Origin of the sequence: Pseudomonas sp. FW300-N2F2 (genome assembly GCF_017351655.1) — a bacterium.
Lineage (GTDB): Bacteria > Pseudomonadota > Gammaproteobacteria > Pseudomonadales > Pseudomonadaceae > Aquipseudomonas > Aquipseudomonas fluorescens_AA.
In genome coordinates this window covers 1,087,597-1,113,046 of the sequence record NZ_JACNDQ010000001.1, presented here as the reverse complement: position 1 = coordinate 1,113,046, position 25,450 = coordinate 1,087,597, and the positions used below count along the sequence as shown (strand labels likewise).

Sequence of the window (25,450 nt, the reverse complement as noted above, 5' to 3'; positions counted from 1 at the left end):
GCGGGTGCATGCTAAAGGTGCAGGATTTTGTATACAGCGAAGGTCAACCTGTGGCGAGGGAGCTTGCTCCCGCTGGGGCGCGAAGCATCCCCTTCGAACATGCCACCTCGGTGTGTCAGCTTGGATTGAGTGCACCTGGTTTGGGGCTGCTTCGCAGCCCAGCGGGAGCAAGCTCCCTCGCCACAGGAATTGCGTGCAGTTAGCTCAATTCAATGCGATCGGCATGAATGACAATCTGCCCATTCTTGTACAGCGCACCAATGGCCTTCTTGAAGTTGCCCTTGCTCACGCCAAACAGGCTACTGATCAGCGCCGGGTCGCTCTTGTCGCTGACCGCCAGAGTGCCGTTGTTCTCCCGCAACTTGGCGAGGATCTTGGCGTTCAGGCAGGTGGCGGCTTCCTGGCCCACCGGCTGCAGGCTCAGGCTGATCTTGCCGTCCGGGCGGATTTCCTTGATGAAGCCTTTTTCCTGCATGCCGGCGCGCATGAACTTGAAGATTTCATTCTTGTGGATCAGGCCCCAGTGCTTGTTATTGATGATCGCCTTGAACCCCATGTCGGTGGCTTCGGCGACCAGCAAATCCACTTCCTGGCCCGGCGTGTAGTTGGCCGGGGTCTTGTCCAGATAACGATCCAGGCGCGCCGTGGCGGTGATGCGGCGAGTGTGCTTGTCGAGGTAGACATGCACCACGCAATATTCGCCAGCGGTCATCTGGCGCTTTTCTTCGGAATACGGCAGCAACAGGTCCTTGGGCAGGCCCCAGTCCAGGAACACGCCGATGCTGTTGACCTCAACCACTTTCAGGCTGGCGAATTCACCGACCTGAACCTTGGGTTTTTCCGTGGTGGCGATCAATTTATCGTCGCTGTCCAGATAAATGAAAACATTGAGCCAGTCTTCATCTTCACTGGGAATATCCTTGGGAATATATCGATTGGGCAGCAGGATTTCGCCGTCCGCACCGCCGTCCAGATATAAACCGAAGTTAGTGTGTTTAACCACTTGCAAACTGTTGTAGCGCCCGACTAAAGCCATTTCCAATACCCTCATTGCGTGGGCGGCATTCTACCCGGTTTTGCGGCGCGATTCGTGGCCGCCGGCAAGGTTTGCCTGGAAGGCCTGGTACAACCGTTGATTTTCCTGGGTTTTCGTCCGAGGCACAGCCATTCGTCAGGCCGGTGACGGTGCGTGCCGTCCACGCCCGGCACAATATTCTTCACGCGGTTGTTATTTAAAACAGAGGCTTAGGGCAATGACTGCCGAATAACGGCTGATTATTCCCGTCACGCTAGCGATAATTCAGAAGAATATTTGCCAAGCAATTGTCAAGTATTTCCTGTACGATGCCTGGCCCAATTAATTATCTACAGGTTAATGGCCGTCATGCGCGTAAAAGCATCCAACAGCAAAGCAAAGCCAGCTCCAGCCGTTGAAACCAGCGAGTCGATCAACGACCAGATCGCTGCGTTCCTCAAGTCCGGCGGCGAGATCCAGCAAATTGCCAAAGGCGTCAGCGGCCAGACATTCGGCCCGTCCAAGCAGATCAGCCTGGGCAAGAAGTAACCTGCGCGTCACCTGGTCCCAAAGCGCTTTGAGCTTCGAAGCGCTTGGACTGGAACCCTCCCCCGCCCTATCCATTTCCCATGAATCGACGAACGGCCTTCGCTGCCGATCATTCGCCGGTATCCTTGCACCTCTCTAGCTCAAGCGTTTCAGCTTAGTTCCTGCTCCTCGCTATTTCATGGAGTGAAGCATGCGTATTCCTATTGTTGCGCTGGCAATCGGCCTGCTGACGTGCTCCCTCGCCCAGGGGCAGGTGTTCCAACGCGAACTCGGCGACTTCGACCTCAAGCTGGGCACCACCCCCAGCCGCAGCATGGCCGAGGGTCTCGTCACACCGTCGAGTACCGGCTCGTTTCATGGTGGGTTGGACCTGAGCCACGACAGCGGCTGGTACGTTGGCCAGTGGTCACCCAGCGCCGGCCTGACCTCCTCGGCCGACCTTGAAATCGACTCCTACATGGGCTTTAAACAACCCTTCGACCAGACCCTGGGCTACGAAGTCGGCCTGATCCACTACAGCTACCCCACCGCAGATACCCTCGACAGCCAGGAGTTCTACGGCGGCCTGACCGTGCTCGGCAGCCGTTTCGGCGCGGCCCTGAGCAACGATCCGGACAAACAGAACAGCACGCTGTTCGCCGACCTGGGCGGCAACGTGCCGTTCGGCATTGGCATCAGCGCCAAATACACCACCCACCAGCTCAATACGCCGGTCTCGGTCGAGAACGGTTATGTAGGCAGTTTCAGCGACTGGTCGTTGAAAATTTCCCGTCCGTGGAAGGGCCTCGACCTGGACCTGATCTACAGCGACTCAAGCCTCAGCGGTAGCAGTTGCTCGGCGTATTCCGGCCACAACAGCGAATGCGACAGCCTGCTGACCCTCAAGATGGCCCATCCTTTTTACTAAGCGTTACGTATTCGATCGGCTGAACTGCTGCGTGCCTGCCATGCTCCAACAAAGCACCTACGCTTTTGCAAGGACTCGCTCATGTCGCGCTGGTTGACCCGCACTGCCCTGTTCATCGCCCTGCTGCTGACGCTGACCGCCTGCAGCCGCGTAGGCCTGGCCTACCGCAACCTCGACCTGATCATCCCCTGGACCCTCAACGATTACCTGGAGATCAACGGCGAACAGAAAGACTGGTTCAACGAACGCCTCAAGGAGCACTTGAGCTGGCACTGCACCACCCAGTTGCCCGGCTACCTGGATTGGCTGGACCGCCTGAAGACCATGGTGCAAACCAACCAGGTGACCGACGAAGCCCTGCAGCAGCGCACCCGCGAAGCCAAGGCCGCGATAGCCGAAACCGCCCGTGAAATCACTCCCTCGGCCATCGAATTGCTGCAAGGCTTGAGCGACGACCAGGTCGCCGACATGGACGCGGCCTTCGTCAAGGACCAGCGCAAGCGCCAGCAGCAATACCTCAAGCCGACATTGCAGGAGCAGATCCAGGAACGCAGCGAGCGCATGGTCAAACGCCTGAACGACTGGCTCGGCCCGCTCAACGACGCCCAGCGCCAACGGGTGACGGCCTGGTCCACCGCCCTGGGCGATCAGAACCAGCAATGGATCGCCAACCGCGCCCACTGGCAAAACCAGTTCAGCGAAGCCGTGGCCCAACGTCACAGCCTCGATTTCCCGAAACGCATCGAGCAGTTGCTGGTCAACCGCGAAAGCCTCTGGACGCCCGCCTACCGGGAAGCCTTCAGCAAAACCGAAGCCCAGGCTCGCAGCCTGCTGGTGGACCTGATGGCCGAAAGCACCCCGCCCCAGCGCGAACGGCTGCTGAAGAAAATCGACGGGGTGAAGAAGGATTTCACTGATTTGAAGTGCCTGAAAGCCGCACGCTCTTAAAACCACTGAAGATCCAATGTGGGAGTCCCAATGTGGGAGCGAGCTTGCTCGCGATAGCGGTCTGGCATTCAACAGATGTATTGCCTGTTCAATCGCTATCGCGAGCAAGCTCGCTCCCACAAGGTTTGTGCCTGGTTCCTAGGCAATCTGCGCCTTGGACGCCAAATCATCAAAAGTAAGCTCATCCAACGCATCTTCCTGCTCATCCAGCACCTGGCGGGGATGATCATTGCCCGGAATGCTGCTGTCGATCAGGCTCAACAACCGTGAGCCACGGGGCGTCAGCACGAAGTTCTCGCCATTACCGCCCTCTTCCTCCGGCCGCGGCTCGATATAGCCACGCTCCAGCAGTAATTTTTCATACTCCCCGGCGACCGCTTTCAGATGATCGAGGTTCTCGATTTCCTCACCCGCCGCCGCCTTCCGAGCCGCGTATTCCTCCGCATAAGGCCGAGGCGTAAAGCTGTGACCGGCGCCGTTCTGCACTTCGTGCAACAACTTTTCGATCAAGTCCCAGTTATAAGTCGTCATCCTGGTCCATCCTCTGAAGAGTGAGATGCCTACCTAGGTTGTGACCGAGGTGCTGCGCTGCCGTTCAGCCGGGTTTCCGGGTGGTCACTGCCTTGAGCCGACCAACGGCCTGTCGAATACATCGTAGGCCAAACGACCAGTTGCTGAAGCGCCCACTCAGCAGCTCTGCCATGCAGGAGAAATCACCATGAACGTAGAGAATCATCCAATCGTCTCGCGAGAAGAATGGCTCGCAGCCCGCCGCCAACACCTGGCCCACGAAAAAGCCTTCACCCGCGAACGGGACAAACTCAGCGCCGAACGCCGCGCCCTGCCCTGGGTAAAAATCGACAAACCCTACCGCTTCCAAGGCCCCCACGGCGAACTGAGCCTGGCCGACCTGTTCGGCGGCCGCAGCCAATTGATCGTCTACCACTTCATGTTCGGCCCCGGCTGGACAGAAGGCTGTGATGGCTGCTCGTTCCTGTCCGACCACATCGACGGCGCCAACCAACACCTGGCCCACCATGACGTGGCCGTGGTCGCCGTCTCCCGCGCCCCGTTTGCCGAGTTCCAGCCGTTCAAACGGCGCATGGGCTGGGCGTTCGACTGGGTCTCATCCAACGGCTGCGACTTCAACTACGACTTCGGCGTCAGCTTCAAAGCCGAAGACACCGCCGGTGGAAAAGCCACCTACAACTACGAAAAAACCGACACCACCGAAGGCGAACTCCCCGGCCTGAGCGTCTTCTATCGCAACGAAGCCGGCGACATCTTCCACACCTACTCCACCTACGCCCGCGGCCTGGACATCCTGGTCGGCACCTACAACTACCTCGACCTGACGCCCAAGGGCCGCAACGAAGACGAAATCATGGACTGGGTGCGCCACCACGATAAATATGACGAGGCCAAGCCACATAGTTGCTGTCATGGCTGATGCGCCAACCCGCACAAGTCGAGCGCGATCCCTGTGGCGAGGGAGCTTGCTCCCGCTCGACTGCGCAGCAGTCGCCTGCAGTGCCTGACCCGCAGCAGCCCCAAAAGCCGACTGCTGCAGGACCAAAGGTCCTACACAAAGCTCGGAAAGTGGCGTCTTGTGGCTCGGCAAGGGGTCGGCCTATAGTCCCTCGTCGCCCCAAAAAGCGGCCAGGTTTGGCGACCTGCTCAACAGAGAGACTCATTAATTTTCGAGGCTCTGATTATGACGAGATACATGCCCATCACCGGCATCGACTGCATCCCCGCTACCCTGCTCATCGACACCGAAGCCCCGCTCGACGTCCTTTTCGAAACGGCTGATTACCGCATTCGCACCGTGACCCAATTGCTGGAAAACATCGCGTTTCGTTCAGATATCAGCTCCGATACGGTGGTGCTTTCTGACTTTTGCAAAATGCTGACGATAGCGTTGCGCGATGGGTGTGATGTGATGGATGTGATTGGGAGGCGGCTGCGGGCGCAAGCGGCAGAATAATGAAAAATGGGCGACTTGAGGGTCGCCCGTTTCGTATTCCTAAATCGACTCAAAGGTCCGAGACGCTAGCGACGGGAATACGCTCTTGCGGCTGAGTAATGTCGTAGACATGCTGCTCACACCGATCAGCAATAAACTGAAACTCCACCAGATACACCTTGCTTCGTTCCGGCGTAAAAGTGCTTCTGATCGGGCCGCAGCGATAGCCACTATTGATGCTGCTCCCACTGGCGTAACCTGATACCTCAAACAGCTGATCAGCATCGGCCTGTACTTCCAATTGCGGGAAGTGTTTCAAGGTTGCGCTGTGAACCGTTTCGTTGATCTTGGCGATCCAGCCAAACACCTTGCCCCGACCGGTATCCACCACAGTACCCTGCACGTTCATGCGCTGATCAGGGTCTGCTGCGCGCCTGATTGAAAACTCTACTGGGAACGTGCTGCCCGACGCTTTCATGATGACCTTGGCGTGTAGGCCATCGACTGACACCTTGTTCTGCTGGAGTTGGATACCGTTGTTAAGGAGAGTGGGAGAAGAGTCTCGAACGTTGGATTTGCAGGCCGGCAGTGTCAGGACAGAAGTCAGCAACAGCAATGTAATTTTCTTCATAAATGCTCCGAGCACATTATTAACACTTCAACTTTCGCCACCAGATCAAAACTGACATTTATACAAGAAGCTTCTCCGCGCAATTGACTGAGAAGCTATCTGGGCGAGATCACACTAAAAAAGAAAAAAGGAACAGATTTATTTATGCCCACGTCTTTAAAATATTGGGCCACCCTAACCATCATTCAACCCACAAAGAACAGCAAATTCTGATATCGGTATTTCCATGCAACTCCCCTCCCCCGAACCGAGAACATCTTGAACAACCACAATTCCTTTTAAAAAATCAAATTCAACATCAAAGCAGTTAAACTCACACTGCCTAGCTAAAACCTTATCAGATTCAGCTCTTTGCTGAAGAGCCTCCCGCAACACCGCACGAACGTGATCACTCAGCTCTTGCGCAACAAAACGCTCAATCAAACTATTAAGTTCCATATCCCCTCCATCATATTGGGAAAGCCGTATTAATAGTTCCATTCTGGACATCAATCTTAATATTTGTGGTTAACACTACCAATCATTAGCACCCCCTAAACCTTACTCAGCAATGAATCCGCCCTCCCCCTACCCACATAGTCATTTATTATCCCACTTAAACTTAGGCGAAACCACACAGACCAGCCCTGCTAAAACTAGAGCATGCCTAACCCTAAGAACTTCTTCCGCTTGCCCAACAAATATTGGAGCAACGTCATTCCGTAGTGTCTCTCTTGCCATCAAAAAATTACAGCCCATTGCCTCTGACACGGTTTTCACGTGAGTCTTATTTCGATAATCACCTTTACAGCTAATCTCATACTTGGTCTCGTCAAGCCTGGCATCCGGAATTTTCGTCGTTACCACCGACCAGCCACAGTAGGTACACTTCAGCCCTTGGGTACTAATTTCTTTAAAAATTTCCAACGTCCCCCCGCACTGACCACACGACACAGCATTTATTTTTTTCATTCTGGTCTACCGAAAAAATGGGACGACAAAAGGCGATAAGATTATTTTCCCAGACTCCCCCTCGGCAGCCCCCGCCCTCGCTGCTCTACCCGCACGCCAAAGCTCTCCTGCACCTGAGCTACCAAAAGTCCATGCCAGTAGGCCGATCTCGTTGCAGGCATTGCAGATCAAAATTAATCCCCGGTATTTCACTAATAAATCAATGAGTTACACACAAAGCTTGCTCATTGAAGGGTAAACGGAAATAATAAAAGGCATTTATGGTCCCAGCCCGCGACAAGCAGCACACTTAACTCCCGCCCCGACAACAAGTACTACACACATGACAACCAAACAACAACTCAACGAAGCCAGCAAATTTCTTAGCTATATCCTCAGACATGAACCGCAAGCTATTGGATTGCAATTGGATAGCGAAGGTTGGGGAGAAATCGAGTCCTTGATAGCCGGCGCAACAAACATTGGAAAAGCTTTAGATATTCATCTCATTCACGAGATTGTCAACAACAGCGATAAAAATCGTTTCAGTATTTCAGAGAATGGGCAACGCATTCGTGCCGTGCAGGGACACTCAACAACCAATGTTAATATTAATCATTTGGAGAAAACACCTCCCGAATTCCTCTATCATGGTACTGCAAGTCGTTTTCTAGACTCAATTAGGCAACAAGGGCTGATTGCAGGCACACGCCACTACGTACATTTGTCGCAAGATGTAGCAACAGCTATTAACGTCGGACAGCGTCATGGAAGTCCTGTTGTAATAAAAATTGAAGCCTTGCGAATGAGCCAACAGGGCTTCAAATTTTTCCAAGCGGACAATGGTGTCTGGCTCATTAGCAGCATTCCTGCAGACCAATTAACATTTGACGCCTGCCCCCTCATTTGAAATCTTAACGGACTTAGCAATTACGTGCAATGCCACTCCTACTGAGTGCAAAAATAATCGATAGTGCCTATAATCCGCTACCCCACGGGTCCTGCCATCTATATCCAGCAGCTCCGACAGTTCATACTCTACAAGCGAATTAAGTAAAGAAATCTCACCATCTTCCGGACAAACAAAAATGCTATGCCCTGGAAATGGCGCCTTAAAAAAATATTTAGCATTCAAAAATCTGATATTTTTTTTCGCCAAGCCATCCGCACAACTTTCAGACTCATAAAACACATCCAAACTTAGATCGCCGCCCGAATAAACCATATCCACTCTTTCCTCCCCGCCGAGAGGTAGAAAACTGTCCATATCGAACAATTTTTTTGGCCTAAATAATTTCATACCCCACTCACCTTCTAGCATTCTGCACTGAGTCGCCATAATTTTTATTTAATTGATCTTGCACCAACTTATCAAAAGTGACATCACCAAAAGCATTAACACCAGTTTTATCAACCCCATACCACTGACTTTTAGAAAAGGGGACAGATTTGAATGGCACTTACTTAACCTTCTTCGGGTGTCCATTCTTCCTGACCTCGCCCCTTGCTGATCGACGTGTTTTCATCAGCATGGGGTAAGGCTTGGGTCTTCGTTTTATGGCTCGCGGCTCAATTCTGCCTGGACGCCTACCGACGCGCTTCTGGGCAATCAGCTCAAGCAGATTGAGCATCTTGTCCTCTTGCTCTTGAGCCCCGTACTGCCTCAACGCAAGGCACAGCTGAAGGCTATGCTTGAAGCTCAGTTCGCGAGGCAGGCAGTCGACTAACAGAGCTGATTGCGTCATGAGCATCCGTATCAGGTTGTGCGCCAACAAGTAAATCCATAACTCTTTGACGGCCATATCCGGCGTCTTGCAGCTCAGTGCTTCAAGCCCCAGCGTAGTCTTGAGGTTGCGCAGATCCAACTCCACATGCCATCGATCCTTGAACAGGGATTTGAGGGACGCTTTGGGCACTTGCTGCGGGCAACTCAAAGTGGTGACCAGGATTTTCCCTCCGGCCTTCAACTCACGTACCGTCAGCGTTTCAGGTGCCCTTTCGTAATAGGCCTGACTCATCCAGGACGGCTTTGCCTTTGGTTTTTTCAGTTCAACCAAATGATCTTCCGACCCCAAGGACCTCCCCAACTGAAAGTCCGTGCTACGCCGTCGAGCGCCATATTGTTCGAACACCCCGTCCACGCCTCGATGCTGCAGTTCACACAGTAAAAAGTAGGTGGCGTAGTAGGCATCGCCCAGCACAATGTCACCTCGCTCCAAGGTATCAAGCATGGTTCTGAGTAACGTCTGTTCATCGCCTCCTTTACCGCGAAAACGTCCCAACGAGGCGTCCAAAACAGCACCGCTGGCGAGGCAAACAATCCCCACTAAACGGCAGATGGGAAAGCCCAGTCCGGCCTTCTGCCCACGAGATTGCGGGTAGGCCTCTTGGTTGGCCGGCGTATCCGGCAGGGTCACCGTAGTGCCATCCACGAGACGAACGGGTCGCCCCATCCAACGCCACGATGACGGACCCCGGTTGCTCATTGATGACCCCGTGGAGCGCAACAAGGTTGAAACCATCTCCACCGGCAACCGCGCTCTGGCTTTACAGTAGGCACCGGTATGAACGCTGTTGGGTTTCAAACCCTCGCAGGAGCGTTTGATGGATAAATCATTCACGGCATTCTGGCAGGACCGATCGGCGCTCATTGCCTGGGACAAAAACATGGACAGCGTTTCGGTCGGGGGAAATAGCCGCTGGCGATGCTTGGGTATCGACGACTCGACACCCCGCAATAACTCAGGATCGGAGAGCAGCTTGAAGAAAGCATGAGCATTGCTGTTCGTGGCGTGCTGGCGCATACGGTGCTGTTGATGTCGGACGATTTGGCGTCTACGATTCACTCGGGCTGTGTCCTTGCTTGATCGGTGTGTGTTCGCAACTATCACCGTAGACCAAGGCCAGCCTTTTTTCATTTTTTCGCAGTCGTATCAGCTAGTTAGCTGTTAAGTAAGTGCCATTCAAATCTGTCCTCTTTTTCGTCTGGGCATATTTGATTCCTGCTCCATGGAAGCTTTCAGCGTAGCAAAAAATCAAATAAATCTGTCCCTTTTCCCTTCACTTTTCCCAGGCAGGTTGGGATAAGGGGGAACCCAGCAGTTAAAAGCTGCAGGGCGAGTTGGCTTTTAGCCTTGACTTGAGACCGGCTAATGGGTGCCCCCTTCTCCTTCAGTTCAAGCGCTTAACCGCTAAGGAAGTGCCATTCATACTTCCTACTGTTACCCCAACCCGCCACTTTAATCATTTGATTTCTAAAAAGTTGGAATCGGTCTCTCTAACTTTCGACTCCTTCAAAAAATCCGCAAACTTATCCAACATCATCTGCAAATTATTGTTAAATTTTGATGGTATCAAACTGAGAACGTCCTCCAACTCACAACAATCCATAAGCAACTCAGTGACTTTTGGAGAAATTCCTTTTTCCCTCAAAACCCTCGAACTTCTTGGCGAGAAAAGCAGTCGTTCAGCCTCATCCAGCGACATCACACCATTTTGCACAGAAGTCAACAGACCTATTGACAGTGCGGACAGAAACCTAGCAGACTCCTCGGCCTCAAAAACCTCCAATACTAAAGACATTTCTTTCATTTAGTTATTACTCCATCCGGGCTTAGTTTTCACATTGAAAACTTTCCCACTTTCGCTCTGAAAATAATGAACTGAGACTTTAGACCCGTCTGAAGCAAAGCCATCCTTGTAGACCTTCGCCCACTTCCCGGGCTCAACTTTTCGCAAGTCATCTAGCACTTCCATATTATTTACTACATTTTTTGTTGTCCCGCCAATTCGTTCCTTAAACCCTTCCGGGTACTGGGGGGCCTTTCTTATTGATTCATATATATTTTTTATCCCTGAATTTGCGCCGTCCTCTACAACCCCATTCTTAATTCCAGTTGTACCACCCTTCCCCCCAGCAGTCGATGCGAACAAATCCGGATATAGCGCATCCAAAGCAACGTCCGTCAGCAGCCCCACTACCTCGCCATTTTCAGACCGGGACTTCTCTACAATGCCGGTATTGATAGCCTGCTGGTTATTCTGTGCAGCCAACCAAAGTTGTGTCGAGTGTGCAAAACTGGTTTTGCTGCCGGAGACCCTGACCTCCTCAAGCAATTTCTCATTTGCAGGAATTTCAGCCACCAACTGCTGCGTGATCTTCCCGCAGTCCGTTGGGTTCTGTCGACAGAACTGCCCAAACTCCTTGTTCCGAGCAGCGTCAAGATTGTTGTAGTAGTCCCTGATGGACTGGCACTCGCTCGGCGACGTGCAAGCATTGAGCCTTTGTTCTTTTTCAACCAGTTCCGCATGAAACAGATAGTTGAAGGTGGTTGCATTCTGAGTGATCTTAGAGGCGGTATCCAGATCGCCTCCAACCGCGGCGGCCGCCAACAACCCTGTTAGCTGCGACAGCATCACCTGCAGCTCTTGGTTTCCATTCGCAATTTTGGTCATGCCGGGAATCAGCGCTTCATTCAAACCAGCGGCGACCGCCCCCGTTTTGAAGTCACTCCCCATGGCTTCAGCCAGCAGGCCACCCATGATCGCGTGTGCAACGATTTTCTGAAATCCGCCATCTGGGAACTTGATGTTATCGCCAACCCAGTTAAACCCCGTGGCCATCGCCACACTGCCCGCCTCCCCCATCAGCGCCGCACCCAGGTTGTCCCCAAAACTGCCTCCCCCAATGGCAGTCGAGATGCCGCTGGAGAGCACCGCTCGGCCCCCAGTCCGTATTGCAACGTCAGTGAAGTTATTGCTGGTCAGCAGGTTCGCCGACTTCGAACCTTGCGAGGCGGCCGCGAACCAATTTTCGTCCGCGTAATTGAGTACGCCCGCAGTAACCCCCGCAATGGCGGCCCCTTTCAGGCTATCCGCACTAAACGTTTCCTTAAACGCAGCCCCAAGATTGCCCTTGTTGTTAATGGTGCTGGTCACCGCCGTAGTTGCCAGACTGGTGGCGAAAGCCCCACCAGCGCCTGCGCTCACCACGCCCAGACCTGCCGGGCCCATGACCACGGACATCATGATCGCGATGATCAACTGCGAAGCAGGCCCCAACCCAGAGTTGCTGTACTTGAACGACTCGTGAATCTCCTTCACTTGCCGCCAATCCACGTCACCCCGTGCTTCGGCTTCTTTCAGCCAGGCCAGTTTCGGATCGGCCTTGACCATCGCATCGATGGATTGGCTGACCGTTTCCTTATTGACCTGCGTAACATCGATATGAAGCCCATCGACCGCCTTGATCATGATGCTGCCGGCGGCCACCATCTGGGTCTGGCGCAGGGTTTCGTCGGTGTTGCCCTTTCCTTTCGATGAGGTCCAGAACGCATCGCCATTGCTTTTGGTATGCGTCTCCTGGACCAGATCCTTCACACCCTCAAAGGTAATCGCCCCCCCACTCTGCACAGCCAGGTCACCCCCACTGCTCAGCTTCGCAGCCTGATACCGCTGATCATCCCCACTGACCAACGTCAGATCACCGCCCGCAGTGATTTCACTCCCCACATTCGTGACCTTCGTCACTTCATCACGCTTGGTCTGCTTTTTCCCCCAACTGCCTTTTTTCTTCTTGTCGTACAGCGAATAGTCACTGTCCTGCGCCGCCAGCACGTCGAGATTCTCACCCGCCACCAGATACGCCTCGTCCCCGGCGCTGATGCGGCTGGAGATGATGGCCATGTCTTTTCCGGCCCCCATTGTCACGTCACCGCCGGCGGTGATGGCGCTGCCGATCTGTTTGACGTGATCTTCCTGGATGGTGACTTTTTTCGTTTTGGAATAAGAGTGGGTTTCGTCGGCCGCAGAGGAGATGGTCATATTCTCCCCGGCGGTGAGTGCGACGTTGCGCTCGGCCCCGAGTTGGCTGGCGATGGCGTTGAGATCCCGGCCAGCGTTCACGACCAGGTCACGACCTGCTTGGGCGCTGGAACCGAACTGCGTCACCGCGCTTTTGCGGACACCATTGTTGCTGGCACTTTCCTGTTGGGCTGAGACGATGATCGCGTCCCGGCCGGCATCGATCGTGGTGTCACGCCCACTGACCATGACGCTGCCGACGCTCTTGATATCGCGTCCGGCGCCCATGTCCAGATCATTGGCAGCCTCGATACGGGCGGCGCTGTCCATGAAGTCCTGTCGCCGGCTGTAGTTTGCGGTGGTCACGGTACGCTCGTTGACGACGTCCCCCATCACCGCCTTGATGTTGACGTCACGCCCGGCGAGGATCCCGCCAGCCTGGTTGGCGATGTTGTTGACCGCCAACAGGTCCAGACGATTACCGGCCTGGATCAAGCCACTGTTGACCAGGTCGTTGCCTGCGGTCGCCGACAGGTTGTTGGAGGCGCGCAGGGTGCCGACGTTATCGAGGTTTTGGCCGGCGATCAGCGTCACGTCATTACCGGCGATCAGCGCACCGGTAGGCCCGAGGCGGCCTTCGGCCTGGGCCAGGTACAACACCGGCACCAGGACTTTTTCGCCGTTCACTTCGTGCTCTTCGAGCCAGACGATGTCGTGGGTCAGCGCGGCGACTTGTTCCGAAGTCAGCGTCACGCCCACCGACAGGCCGAGCTCCTGCTTGCTGGCGATGGCGTTGTTCATCAGGTATTTGAACAAGCCTTCGTCGCTGGTCTGGCCGTCGATGAAACGCTGGCCGGTGCGGGCAACGACCGCTTGTTGGATCAAGCGCTGTTCGTAGAGGCCATCGCCCAGGCGTTTGGCGCTTTGGTCCGGGTCGTAGCCGAGGTTTTGCAACAGGTAGTCCGAGCTCATGAACGACTTGAGGTCGGTGAGTACGGGGTTGGTCTCGATCAGGTATTTCTGCGGATTGGACTTGAAGGAGGTCTCCGGTACACCTTGAACGCGCACGACCGCCTGGCTGGCGGCTGGCGTATCCACCGCATTGCCCACCTGTGGAACGACCTGTGCCGTTGGAAGCAGGTTGGTACCCGTGACATTCACGGCGGCCACTTGAGTCCCGATGCCAACGCCGCTGTTGCGACTTGGCATTGGCAGCGAGTGGCTGCCTTCCACGGGCGCACTGACGTTGAGCGTACTGGCTCCCACGTTGCTGTCGTTGGCTTGACGAGCGATCAGGGCCAGTTGCCGATCACTGGTGCCCACCGCCGCGATAGCACCGACCTGGACATCACGGGCTTGAGCATCAGGCAGGTCTTGTTGGCGCTGGCGGGTGCTGATCGAGGCGCTGCCCATGCTCCAGTTTTGCGAGCCGGTGCTGGCCTGGGTGGCCTGTTGAGCCGAACCACCTTGGCCGCTCAAGCGGAACAGACCGTTTTGCCCGGAGGGCAAGGCGAAACCAGGAAGGCTCAGCGGGTTTACCTGCTGCTGGGCGCGATCAGGTGGCAGCTGATTGTTGATCCTTACGACCGTGGTGCCGGTGCCGCTGACCTTGGTGTCTGCAACCTTGTTGGTACCGCCACTGGCGGCGTAGTCCTCATGGATGACACTGTTCTGCAGGTCTTTGGTTGCAGTGATCGAGACGTTACCGCCGGCCTGGATGACGGCGTTACGGCTGCCGACTGTACTTGCGGCGCCGGAACTGTCCTTGACGACTTCAATGTCACTGAGCAGGTTGTACTGATCCAGGTTTGGCATCTGAAGCAGGTTGTTCGGATCGTACTGGGACGACATTGAAGCTTCGAAGCCATATTTCAAACCAGACAATACGATGTTGTAACCAAAACGAGCACTGACACCCACTCCAGTTTCAGTATCCTTGAGCGATACGACTTCGTAGCTTTCTCCCTCTCGCCCACCCTCCCTTTCACGCCCTGACCTTGGTATGGCTTTGTGAATGCCACCGTCCAGATCGAGGTAATAAACGTACGGGAAATCAGGGTTGTTTCGTTGGTTATAAGGCGTCACGACATTGGTAAAAAACCTGTCGGTATTGCCATCACTCATCCCAGCGACCTGATAGCTGCGGGTGCGCTCGATGGTCCCATTTTGCGCGCCAATGTTCTGGAAGTTGTCAGCCGTGATATTGATGTTGCCACCGGCACTTACCGTACTTTTGCTATTCAGGAAAGTACCACCCCGGAAAACCAAATCGTTGCCAGCTGTTAACAGTGCCGAGCTGCTGGTGTCGTTGTCGATACTTTCGAAAACCTCGCGAGCAGCCAATGTGAAGGTGAAAGTGTTTCCTCGGCAGTCATTACATATATTGGCGATAAACCCCGAAATCAGCTTGCGTCCACCAGACGCCACCGCGCCCTCGGTACGGTTCTGGAACCCATCGGCGTTGATCGTGAATGTGCCGCCGCTCTCCATCGAGCCGGAGACGTTGTTCACGCTGGCGGCTCGTGCGGCGGCGCCATAGCCACCGATCACTACATTACCCAACCCGTAAAGATCACCGCTCTGGTTGGTGAAGTTGCTCACGCCCAGCGTCATGTCCGCACCGCTGAATACCAACCCGCTGTCATTCAGCAGCGAAGGGGTTTTCAACACGAGGTTCCGGGCCGACCCCAGGGTTCCGGAATTGATGAGGCTCCCGGCCTGGACGGTCAGATTTGCACTGGAGGTCAGACGCCCAGCATTGGTCAGTTGTCCACTGATGTTTACCGTGGTGTCGCCACCGCCAGCGATGCTGGAAGCCGCGCCCAAATTCAGTTGCGCTGCGGTCAGGTCGATACCACCGAGGCTCGACATCCGCCCGCTACCTCCGTAGCTCCCCCCCATCTCAAGACTGATCGAACCATCACTGGCAATCAGCCCATCGTTACTCCAATTTTCCCCATTCCCCACCAGGCTGGTAGAAGCCAGCAACTGCCCGGTCCCGGTCTGAGTCAGGTTGTTCACGTTGACGGTCAGGCGTCCGGCCTGGATCACGCTGCTGTTGGTCCAGTTGTCGGCGGTCAGCGTCAACCCGCCGCGGGTGACAAGACTGCCGCCAGCGTTGGTCAGGTTGGCGGTGGAGATATCAAAGTTGCCGCTGCCTACGTGTAACAGGCTGCCGCCCTGGTTCTGGAAGTTGGCGGCGTTGAGGATCAGGCCATTGTTGGCGGTTTCCAGCGTGCCGTTGCGGTTATCGAACAGGCCGCCAATCTGGAAGTTGGTCGTACCGCTTCCACCCAAGGCACGCAACTGCCCGGTCTGGTTATCAAGGCTCGCGGCCTTGATCGCCAGGGTGCTGTCGCTTTCGATGATGCCCAGGCGGTTGTTCAGGGCGCCGGTGAGGTCCAGGTCGATCTGGCTGCCGGCGATCTGGCCGTCGTTGTCGCCACTGTTGTCGAAATCGTTGGCGCTGACGTTGACCTTGCCTTTGGCATAGAGGCCGCCGTTGCGGTTGTCGAAATTGCCGGTGGTGACGCTGGCGTCGCCGGTCTGTGCGGAGATGCGCCCGCCGTAGTTGTCAAGGCCGCCGCGTGCGGTCAGGTTCAGGCGCTGGGCCTGGGTGATGCCGCCCTGGCGGTTGTTGTTCAGGTCGTAGCCGTTTTTCAGCACGCCGGTCAGTTGGGTGGTGAGCATCCCTTGCAGGCTGGCGAGCACGCCGCCACGGTTATCGAAATGGCGACCCGTTACGCTCACATCGCCGGCCTTGGCTTGGATTCGACCGCTCTGGTTATCGATGTCCGTATCGACAGTGAGTTTCAACCCTCCTTGGCTTTGCACCACACCCTTGCCGTTGGAAAGACTGGCTGCGTCGATTTCCACGCCGCCGTTCTGGCTGTAGATCAAGCCATCGGCATCATTCTGGACGGCGCCGGAGGTATTCAGGACCAACAAATCATTGGCCGCGACGGTGCCGCGATTGCGGTTGTCCAGGCCACTGGTGAGCAAGGTCAACAGGCCTTGGCTGGCGATCTGGCCGCCCTGGTTGTTGATCTGCGTGGCGCGCTCGACCCGCAGCGGGCCGGCGCTGGCGAGCTTGCCATTGGTGTTGGTCAGGGCGCCGAGCAAATCCAGGGTCACGGCGGCGTTGCCGATCAGGTTGCCGCCGCTGTTGTCCAGGCTGGTGCCGGTGAAGCTCAGGGCTTGTTGTGCATTGAGGGTGCCGCTGACGTTGCCCAGGGTCATGGCGTTCATGACCAGAATGGCGCCGCTGTCGATCAAGCCGCCTTGGGCGTTGTTCAGCAAACCGCCAGTGACGGTCAGGGTCTGGTCGCCACCGCTGGACAGAATCCCGCCCCGGTTATCCAGGCTGGCGGCGCTGACAGTGAGTTTTTTCTGGCCGACCAGGGCACCGGCAGCGCTGTTGAGCAGAGCTCCGCTGAGGGTGACGCCGACGTCTCCATTGCGGCTGGAAAGCGTGCCGTTGTTGCGGTTGTCCAGGCTGCTGCCACTGACCTGCAAGTCTTGCCATCCAGAGATCAAGCCGTTCTGGTTGACCAGGCTATCGCCATCAAGGCTCAGGTTCTGACTGCTGATCAGCTTGCCGCCGCTGTTATCGATCGTCTGGCCGCTGAGGTTGAAGCTCTGGCTACTGGAGATTTCGCCACCCTGGTTATCAAGGTTGCGCAGGCCGTTGACGGTCAGCAAACCTTTGGCGGTGATCAGGCCGTTGCGATTGTTCAGGTCATGACCGCCGAGGTTCAGCGTCACGGCTTGTTCGCCCAGAAGACGTCCACCGTTTTGGTTGAGCGCGGCCAGGGTCAGGTTCAGATCGCCTTTGGCCGACACTTCGCCGCCGTCGCTGGAGTCCAGCGAATCGGCGCCGAGGGTGAGTCTGGATTGGGCATTGATCAGGCCGTTGGCGCTGTTGTTCAGGGCCATGGCGTTGAGGACCAATGCACCGCCCGCCAGCACGCTGCCACCCTGGTTGTTCAAATTGCCGCTGTTGAGTGTCAGCAACTGCGCGGCGCTGATCAGGCCTTGGGCCTGGTTGTCTAATTGTTGGCCAACCGTCAGGTCGAGCTTGCCACGACTGGTCAGGGTTCCACCGTTGTTGTTCAGGCTTTGCGCAACGGTATCGACGCTGGCCGCGCCGATCAGGCCTTTGACGTTGTTGAGCGCCTGGACGACGCGTAAGGTCAGGCCTTGGTTGCTGAGCAACCGGCCACCGTCGTTGTTGAGGTTTTGCGCCGTCAGAGTGAAGGCTTGAGCGCTGGAAATTTCACCGCCCTGGTTGTTCACGCCGAGGAGGTTTTTCAGCAGCAACGTACCGGGGGCGTTGATCAGGCCGTTCTGGTTGTTGAGCTGGCCGTTATTCATGTCCAGGCTCAGCGAGGTGTTGCTGAACAGCTGGCCGCCCTGTTGATCCAGGCCGGAAACCGAGGCAGTCAGTGCGCCCTGGCTGCCGATGCGGCCGCCGTCCTGGTTGGTGACCTGGGCCGCATTGAGGTTCAGCGTGCTGCCGCTGTTCAGGCGTCCGTTCTGGCTGTTGTCGAACGCGCCGGTAGAGACGTTCACCGCGCCTTTGCCGCTGATGCTGCCCTGCTGACGGTTGTCCAGCGCCGTGCTGGTGAGCAGCAACGCGCCGTCGGTCACCAGTTCGCCGCCCTGGTTATCGAGGCGGCCCAGGCTTTTAACGGTGAGGCTCATCGCGCTGGACAAGCTGCCGCCGCTGTTGCTCAGGTTGGCGGCGCTGACGTCCAGGGTGCCTTCGCTGCTGATTTGACCCTGGGTGTTGATCAGGTCGCCACTGAGGTCGATGCGCTGGTTCTGCTGGCTGACCAGATAGCCGCCGCTGTTGTCCAGGGAACCGCCGTCGAGGCTCAATTGCGTCTTGGCACTGAGCAGGCCTTTGGTCCGGTTGAGCAGCTTGTCCACGGTGAGCTTCAGGGTTTGCCCGGCGAATATTTGGCCGCTGTCGCTGTTGTCGAGGTTTTTGCTCACCAGTGTGACGCCAGTGTTACCGCTCAGCTCGCCGCCACGGTTGTCGAGGTCGTCAACGTTGAGATCCAGCACTTTTGTCGCGCCGATCAAACCGGCTTGGCGGTTGTCGAGGCGGGAGGCCTTCACCGTCAGGTCCGTGGTGCTGACCAGCGTGCCTTGACGGTTATCCAGCGCGGTGACGGTAGCGTTGAGCCCGGCTTTGCCGGCGATGCTGGCGGCACGGTTGTCCAGGCGATCAGCGTTCAATGTCAGCGCGCCGTCGGCGATCAGCGAACCGCGCTGGTTGTCGAGCAGGCTATCTACGTCCAAATCGAGCTGATCGAGACTGCTGACCAGGCCATCGCTGTTATCCAGGCTGGCGCTGTGGCTGTCCACGGACGCGGCCGAGATGATCCCTTTGGCGTTGTTCAGGGCCTGGGCTGTCCTCAGGATCAGGCCTTGATTGCTGAGCAGTTTGCCGCCGCTGTTATCGAGGTTCCGCGCCGCCAGGGTGAACGCTAGCCGGCTGGAAATTTCACCACCCTGGTTGTTGACGTCCTTGAGGTTGCTCAGCAGCAACAGGCCCGGGGCGTTGATCAGGCCGCCCTGGTTGTTCAACTGGCCCTGGTTCATGTCCAGGCTGACGCTGGTGTTGCTGAACAACTCCCCTTGCTGCTGATCCAGCCCGGTGACCGATGCGCTCAAGGCCTGGTTGCTGGCGATACGGCCGGCGGCGTTGTTCACCTGAGTGGCGGTGAGCTTGAGGGTGTTGCCCGAGGTCAGGCGGCCACCTTGACTGTTATTGAAAGCGCCAGTGCGGACCTCAGTGGCGGCGCTGCTCGAGATCAGGCCTTTCTGGCTATTGTCCAGGCTGGCGCTTTTGAGGCTCAGGCCAGCGTCGGTGCTGATGGAGCCGCCCTGGTTGATCAGCCCACCCTGGCTGACGATGGACAACGCGCCGGCGCTGCCAAGGCTGCCGGCGGTGTTATCGAGGCTGCCGGCGTTGACGGTCAGTTCACCTTCGCTGCTGATCAGGCCTTTGTTATTCAACAATGCGTTGTCGAGTGTGATCACCAAAGCATTCAGGCTACTGAGTCCGCCACCGCTGTTGTCCAGCGTATTGCCCGTGAGCATGAGGCGGCCTTGGGCGTGGATCAGGCCCTTGGTCTGGTTGATCAGTTGCGCGACTTTCAATTCAAGAGCGCTGCCGGCAATCAGTTTGCCGCCGTCGCTGTTGTCCAGGCGTTGAGCGCCAACCTTGGCGTCCAGCCCTGCGGACAGTTCGCCCGCCCGGTTATCGACCTGACCAACCTGCAAATCCAGCGCTTTTGTGGTGCCGACCAAGCCACCGTTGCGGTTATCCAGAACGCTGCCGGTCAGGCTCAGGTTGCCTTGTGAGACCAGCGCGCCGCCCTGCTGTTGCAGGGTATCGATCAGCGCGGTGAGGTCGGTTTGGCTGGAGATGCGGCCAAGGGCGTTTTGCACCTCATTGGCCTTCAAGTTCAGCGGGCCGACGCTGCTCAGCAGGCCACCGCGGTTGTCCAGCCGCGTGACTTCGACACCGACGCCGGCCTTGCCGGTGATGATCCCGTTGCTGCGGTTGTCCAGTTGCGCGACCGTCAGTTGCAGCGCTTTGTCGGCGCGGATGTTGCCGCCACGGTTGTCGAGCGAATCGCTGCGCACGGTCAGCAGGCCGACCCCGGTGAGGCGACCGCCGCGGTTGTCGAGGCTGCCGGTTTGCAGGCCGAGTGCGCCCTTGGCGATCACTTCGCCCTGGCTCTGGTTGTCCAGCAGGCCGCTGATGCGTGCGCTCAGGCTGCCGTAGCTGATCACCTGGCCAGCGTTGCCGTTGTTCAGGCTCGCGGCCTGGATGTCCACGACCTTGCCCGAACCGAGCACGCCCTCGCGGTTGTCCAGCGCACCGCCCAGGCTGATGTTCAAGGCGTTATCGCCCAGCACCTGACCGTTGCGGTTATTCAGGGTCATCGCGTTGAGCCGGGTCAGACCGGCACTGGACACTTCGCCCTCCAGGTTGGTCAGCGTTGCGTCGACGTTCACGCTCAGGTCGGCGTCGCTGCTCAAGGTGCCGCTGCTGTTGTCCAGACTGGCGGCGCGCACGGCAAGGCCATTGGCCGAGACCAATCCTTGGGCGTTGTTCAACGCCTGGGCAATGGTCAGGTTGAGGCCCTGCTTGCTGACGACCTTCCCGGCGCTGTTGTCCAGGCTGTTTGCATTCAGGCTGAAGGCTTTGTCGCTGGAGATCTCGCCGTCACGGTTGTTCACGGCGGCGAGGTTGTTCAACAGCAGCGCGCCGGGGGTGCTGATCAGCCCGCCCCGGTTGTTCAATTGCCCATGGTTGAGGTCGAGGGAAAGGCTGGTGTTGCTGACCAATTGGCCGTTCTGTTGCTCCAGCCCGGTGACGCTGGCATTCAGGGCTTTGGCACTGGCGATGCGGCCGGAGGTGTTGTTCACCTGACCGGCCTTCAGTGACAGCGTGTCACCGCTGATCACGCTGCCACCCAGGTTGCTCAGGGTCGCGGCGCTGTCGATGTTCAACGCACCGACGCTGGTCAACTGGCCCGCATCGTTAGTGATCCCGGCGGCTTTGACGCTGGCGCTGGTGTCGCTTTTGAGGCTGCCTTGGGCATTGAGCAGTTGCCCGCGCAGGTCCAGGTTCATCCCTTGCCGGGCATAAAGCGAGCCCTGGCGGTTGTCCAGTTGCCCGGCATTGACGGCCAGGGCACCTCGGGTGGAGATCAACCCTTGGCTCTGGTTGGTCAGGCGTTCCAGGGTCAGGCGCAAGTCGCCGTAGGCAATCAGTTTGCCGCTGTTGCCGTTGCTCAGCTCGGTGCCGGTCAGCGCCAGGACACCCTGGCTCGACAGCTCACCGCCGCGGTTATCCAACGTGCCTACGGTGAGGCTGGCAGCCTGGCTTGTGGTGACAATGCCGCTCTGACGGTTGTCCAGGCTCGCCGCGTTGAGGGTCAGCAGTCCGGCCGAGGACAGCAATCCCGCCTGATTCAGCAGCTGCGCCGAAATGCTGGCGGTGAGCGCACCGTCACTGAGCAAGCGGCCTGCGGTGTTATCCAGCGACGCAGCGCTGAGCTGGACGCTCTTGCTTGAAGTGAGGCGGCCGCTGCGGTTGTTCACTTGGCCGCTGGCGTTGATATCCAACCCCTGCCCTGCCGCGACCAGACCCGCTACGTTGTCCAGCGAAGCAACGCGCAACGTAACGCCGTTCAAACCGGTGAATTCGCCACTGGTGTTTTTCAACTGCCCGACATTGGCCGTCAGGTTGCCGTTGCTGCTGACTGTGCCTTGGGTATTGAGCAGTGTGTTGGCGGTGATGTTCAGCGTATTACTGCTGAGCACCCGTCCTTTACTTTGATTGTCCAGGGTCGCGGCGTTGACCGTGGTGGTCTGCCCGCCGCTCAGGGTTCCGCCCTGGTTACTCAGCGTCTGCGTCACGTTGGCTGTGAGGTTACGACTGGCAACAACACTCTTACCGTTGTTACTCAGACTCTGCGCCTCCAGGCTCACATCCCCCGCCGCATTACGGGTGTTATTCGCATTGACCCCGGCCTCAATAATGCCGTTGTTGGTCAGTTGCCCACCCGCGCCCAGGGTGATGCTGTCCCGCGCCGCAAGACTCTGCTGGTTGCTCAGGTTGCCCTGGGTCTGGGCCTTCAATGTGGTGCCGGCGTAAACCGGTCCTTGGGCATCAAGGCTCGCGGCTTTGACGTTGACCGCGCCGGTGGCCGAGGTCTGCGCCAGGCTCAGGTGGCCGTTGGCATCCAACTGAATATCCCCGCCACTGGCAATCAACTGCCCGTCCAGCTTCACCCCGACACCGGCCTCGGTGCCCACCAGTTTGATCGCGCCGGCGTACATCCCGCCCAGAGCTGAGGAGTCGATCGCCAGTTGTGGCTTGGCGCTGCCGTCGGCGGCGCGGGCGGTGGCGTTGAGGGTGTCGGCGTTGACGTCGTTGCGCCCGGTGACGATGGTCAGGTTCTTGGCCTGGATCTCGGCGTTGATCCTGGCGCTGCGAGTGATGATTTCGAAACTGTCGACGTTGTTGGCGTTGAGGCCCGCGCCTTCGATCGCGACACTGCCTTGGTCGACCTGATAGCGGCTCACCTGACCGTTCTCGATGATTGGCTTGCCGGTGGTCAGGGTCGCTTTCGGGGTATTGATGAAGCCGCAGCCGTTGCAGGTAATGCCGTAGGGGTTGGCCACGATCACGCGGGCCGATTGCCCGGCCACTTCGGTGTAGCCGCGCAACTGGCTGGGGTTGCCGCCGTTGACTTCATTGAGGATGGTCGTGGCGGCCGTGCCGTTGAGGTTCGGGTTGCCGATAATGATCCCGCCCAGTTGCGTGGACTGGGTGCGGGCGGTGGCGTTGTTGAGGATCACGCCGTTGCTGCCGACGTTGTAGTCGCTGAACTGGTTGTGGGACAGCCCGCTGCCGTTGGGTTTGGCGATGTTGACGATGGGTACGCCGTTGCCTGCCTGACTGAGGCCGGTACCCGGGGCGCTGACGACAATGCCGTCGGCCTGGGCCCACATCGGTTGCCAGAACATGACGTTGGCCAGCAGGAACGCCAGGCCACGCTTGGGCATGCCCCAGAAGCGGTCACGTGCTTGCAGGGTTGCGGAAGGTTGGCGAGCCAGGAAGGCGTGTTGGCGGTCGTCCATGTTCAGGTCTCGTTGCAGCAAAATTTAGAGAAATGCATCAATACGGAAGTAGATCGGCGCTTCGCGCTCGGTCAGGGCATCCGGGCGTTCCAGGGAATGGGCGAAGGTGACACTGGCGCTCAGGTGCTCGCCGCGGGCGAACAGCTCCAGCGAGTTGCTCGACATGCGCCCGTGCTGGCCGCCGTTGTAGCGGTCGCCGCGAATCACGCCCTGGTCATAGCCGAGGCTGGTGCCGTATTCGGCGAACACCGGGCGCAGCCACTCCACCGCCACCGGGCGGCTCCAGCGCAGGTCGTTGCGCCAGTAGCCGCCGCTGTCGCCGGACAGTGATTGGTCCTTGTAGCCACGAATCGACGATTGCCCGCCCAGGCTCATGCGCTGCGGGCTGAACAGCACGTCTTCGCTGCGCTGGCCGGTCATCAGGCTGCTGAAGCTGAAGGACTCGCCCCCCAGCATGAAAGGCTGCAAATAGCTGAGGGTGGCGGTGTACTTGCGATAACGCGCATCCGGCACGCCAGGGCCCGGGTCGTGATCGCCCTGGGCATCGAGAGCGCCGATACCTTGTTGCAGGCCCAGGTCGAGGTTGACGAAGGCATTGCCGATCCGCCGGCCATGGTTGATGCCGAACTGCGCCTCGCTGATGCGATTGCTGCTTTCGGCAAGCTTGCTGTCTTCGATGAAGTTGTTGGTGCGCAGGTACGAAAGGCCGGTGTTGAGGGAAGTCTTGCTCAGCGCATCGCGATGGATCACCCGCTCGACCCGCAACTGATGGTTCTGGCTGTCGCCCGTCTGCTTGAAGTTGAAACCGTTGGCCGGGATTTGCGAGCGGTATTCGCTCTGGCTGTAGGTGTAGCTGACGTTCCACCAGCCCCAAGGCAGGTTGTAATAAAGCATGGCGTTGTTGGAGGTGTGCTGGTGATCGGTCATCCCATCGTGACCGCCGCGCAGCATCAACTGGTCGGCCAGGCCCAGCGGGCTGTCCCACTCGAAACTGCTGCCCCACTGCTGCTCGCCGGTGCTGCGCTGGCCGTCGTTGCTGCGCGACAGACCGGCGCGCCAGGGCTTTTTCGGCTCGTTGGTGACATTTACTTCACTGCCACCAACTTCCTGGCCTGGGGTCAGCTCCATCTTGGCCTGGTTCGACGGCAGGCGATTGAGCTGATCCACCATCTGCTCGATCTCCCGCAGGTTGACCAGGTCACCGGCCTTGCCGGGAAAAGCCATCGCCAGTTCACGCTCCGATAGCTTGCTGTTCTCGGCCCCCTTCAGGCCTTCGAGTCGCCCTTCCACCACCAGCACGCTCAGATGCCCACCGGACAGGTCTTGCTGCGGCAGATAGGCACGGCTGGTGACCAGCCCCTTTTCGATGTAGTGGTCGGTGATGACTTTGAGCAGTTCGTTAAGCTGCGGCACACCCAGGCATTGGCCGATGTAGGGCTTGAGCAGATGCTCACGCGCGCTGGCGGAAAGACTGTTGGCGCCTTTGAGTTCGATGGTCTTGATGGGGAAGCAACGGGTATCGACAGGTGCGGTCGGCTGGGCCGGCTTCGCCTCCTGGCCGGGCAGGTCCTTGAGTTCCTCCAGGCGACGACGCTGCTCTTCGAGCAAACGGTTCTGGCGCTCGCGGATCAGGTCCGTCTCGCCTGGAGTGGGGGCGGCGTGAGCCAGGGTCAGCGGAGAAAGGCACAGCAAAGCCACGCACAACCTCGCCCAAAAGACGGGTGAGGACATGTTCGATCCCTCGAGCGGAAAGTGACATCAAAATAGTGGCGCGATATTAATAAGCCATCATTTTGACGTCAACTAAATGGATTGGGCTTTAAGGCTATTGCTGGAACCATTCATCTGAAATCGGATGGCTCCGGTACGGGGGTACGAAAGGTCCCGAGGCAACTCTGGAAACCTCCTACAAAACGGACCAGCAGCGTTCGCCGGGGGTAATTTTGTGTCGACGGGCTTCATAAAAAACCGGACTCAAGGTCCGGTTCTTTATGAAAGAGCGAGGCATCCGCCTCTGAAAGCAGGGATATC

General features: G+C 57.5%; 16 protein-coding genes. 6 read left to right on the top strand and 10 right to left on the bottom strand.

Going from position 1 to position 25,450, the window contains the following annotated elements; all coding sequences use genetic code 11:
* Positions 1 to 199: 199 nt before the first annotated feature.
* Positions 200 to 1,036, bottom strand: a complete 837-nt coding sequence (locus J4E63_RS05135; RefSeq protein WP_207281289.1) for a S1 RNA-binding domain-containing protein — start codon at positions 1,034 to 1,036, stop codon at positions 200 to 202.
* A gap of 339 nt (positions 1,037 to 1,375) precedes the next feature.
* Here J4E63_RS05135 and J4E63_RS05130 point away from each other — a divergent pair, with 339 nt between their 5' ends.
* The 3 genes from J4E63_RS05130 to J4E63_RS05120 all read left to right on the top strand — a co-directional run bounded on the left by J4E63_RS05130 (position 1,376) and on the right by J4E63_RS05120 (position 3,419).
* Positions 1,376 to 1,564, top strand: coding sequence for a hypothetical protein (locus J4E63_RS05130; RefSeq protein WP_018607615.1), 189 nt, complete (start codon positions 1,376 to 1,378; stop codon positions 1,562 to 1,564).
* A gap of 190 nt (positions 1,565 to 1,754) precedes the next feature.
* Positions 1,755 to 2,471 carry a TorF family putative porin gene (locus J4E63_RS05125; RefSeq protein ID WP_207281288.1) on the top strand — a complete coding sequence of 239 codons (717 nt, stop codon included), beginning with the start codon at positions 1,755 to 1,757 and terminating at the stop codon, positions 2,469 to 2,471.
* An 81-nt stretch (positions 2,472 to 2,552) separates the two neighbouring features.
* On the top strand, positions 2,553 to 3,419 hold the full coding sequence (locus J4E63_RS05120) for a DUF6279 family lipoprotein (protein ID WP_207281287.1): 867 nt from the start codon (positions 2,553 to 2,555) through the stop codon (positions 3,417 to 3,419).
* Positions 3,420 to 3,557: 138 nt separating this feature from the next.
* Here the strand turns inward: J4E63_RS05120 and J4E63_RS05115 are convergent, their stop codons facing one another.
* Positions 3,558 to 3,950, bottom strand: a complete 393-nt coding sequence (locus J4E63_RS05115) for a transcriptional regulator (RefSeq protein ID WP_207281286.1) — start codon at positions 3,948 to 3,950, stop codon at positions 3,558 to 3,560.
* Positions 3,951 to 4,137: 187 nt separating this feature from the next.
* Between J4E63_RS05115 and J4E63_RS05110 the strand changes: the two genes are divergently transcribed.
* Positions 4,138 to 4,869, top strand: a complete 732-nt coding sequence (locus tag J4E63_RS05110) for a thioredoxin family protein (protein ID WP_207281285.1) — start codon at positions 4,138 to 4,140, stop codon at positions 4,867 to 4,869.
* A 264-nt stretch (positions 4,870 to 5,133) separates the two neighbouring features.
* Complete coding sequence (locus J4E63_RS05105) at positions 5,134 to 5,406, top strand: hypothetical protein (protein WP_207281284.1); 273 nt, start codon at positions 5,134 to 5,136, stop codon at positions 5,404 to 5,406.
* Positions 5,407 to 5,455: 49 nt separating this feature from the next.
* Here J4E63_RS05105 and J4E63_RS05100 read toward each other — a convergent pair whose 3' ends face one another.
* A complete protein-coding gene (locus J4E63_RS05100) occupies positions 5,456 to 6,016 on the bottom strand; it encodes a hypothetical protein (protein WP_207281283.1) in 561 nt (186 codons plus the stop codon).
* Positions 6,017 to 6,190: 174 nt separating this feature from the next.
* Positions 6,191 to 6,454, bottom strand: coding sequence for a hypothetical protein (locus J4E63_RS05095; RefSeq protein WP_207281282.1), 264 nt, complete (start codon positions 6,452 to 6,454; stop codon positions 6,191 to 6,193).
* Positions 6,455 to 7,289: 835 nt separating this feature from the next.
* Between J4E63_RS05095 and J4E63_RS05090 the strand changes: the two genes are divergently transcribed.
* Positions 7,290 to 7,856 carry an RNA 2'-phosphotransferase gene (locus tag J4E63_RS05090; protein ID WP_207281281.1) on the top strand — a complete coding sequence of 189 codons (567 nt, stop codon included), beginning with the start codon at positions 7,290 to 7,292 and terminating at the stop codon, positions 7,854 to 7,856.
* Here J4E63_RS05090 and J4E63_RS05085 read toward each other — a convergent pair.
* The 6 genes from J4E63_RS05085 to J4E63_RS05060 all read right to left on the bottom strand — a co-directional run bounded on the left by J4E63_RS05085 (position 7,827) and on the right by J4E63_RS05060 (position 25,150).
* Positions 7,827 to 8,246: a hypothetical protein gene (locus tag J4E63_RS05085; RefSeq protein WP_207281280.1), complete on the bottom strand. Its 420-nt coding sequence runs from the start codon at positions 8,244 to 8,246 to the stop codon at positions 7,827 to 7,829. The genes J4E63_RS05090 and J4E63_RS05085 overlap by 30 nt on opposite strands.
* A gap of 7 nt (positions 8,247 to 8,253) precedes the next feature.
* Positions 8,254 to 8,406, bottom strand: coding sequence for a hypothetical protein (locus J4E63_RS05080; RefSeq protein WP_207281279.1), 153 nt, complete (start codon positions 8,404 to 8,406; stop codon positions 8,254 to 8,256).
* Positions 8,407 to 9,792, bottom strand: coding sequence for an IS4 family transposase (locus tag J4E63_RS05075; protein WP_207281278.1), 1,386 nt, complete (start codon positions 9,790 to 9,792; stop codon positions 8,407 to 8,409).
* 397 nt (positions 9,793 to 10,189) lie between these two features.
* Positions 10,190 to 10,537 carry a DUF3969 family protein gene (locus tag J4E63_RS05070; RefSeq protein WP_092446284.1) on the bottom strand — a complete coding sequence of 116 codons (348 nt, stop codon included), beginning with the start codon at positions 10,535 to 10,537 and terminating at the stop codon, positions 10,190 to 10,192.
* Positions 10,538 to 23,419 (bottom strand): filamentous hemagglutinin N-terminal domain-containing protein, encoded by a 12,882-nt coding sequence (locus tag J4E63_RS05065; RefSeq protein WP_207281277.1) that lies wholly within the window; start codon positions 23,417 to 23,419, stop codon positions 10,538 to 10,540.
* Positions 23,420 to 23,443: 24 nt separating this feature from the next.
* Entirely contained in the window at positions 23,444 to 25,150 is a 1,707-nt protein-coding gene (locus tag J4E63_RS05060) for a ShlB/FhaC/HecB family hemolysin secretion/activation protein (RefSeq protein WP_207281276.1), read from the bottom strand.
* Positions 25,151 to 25,450: the final 300 nt, after the last annotated feature.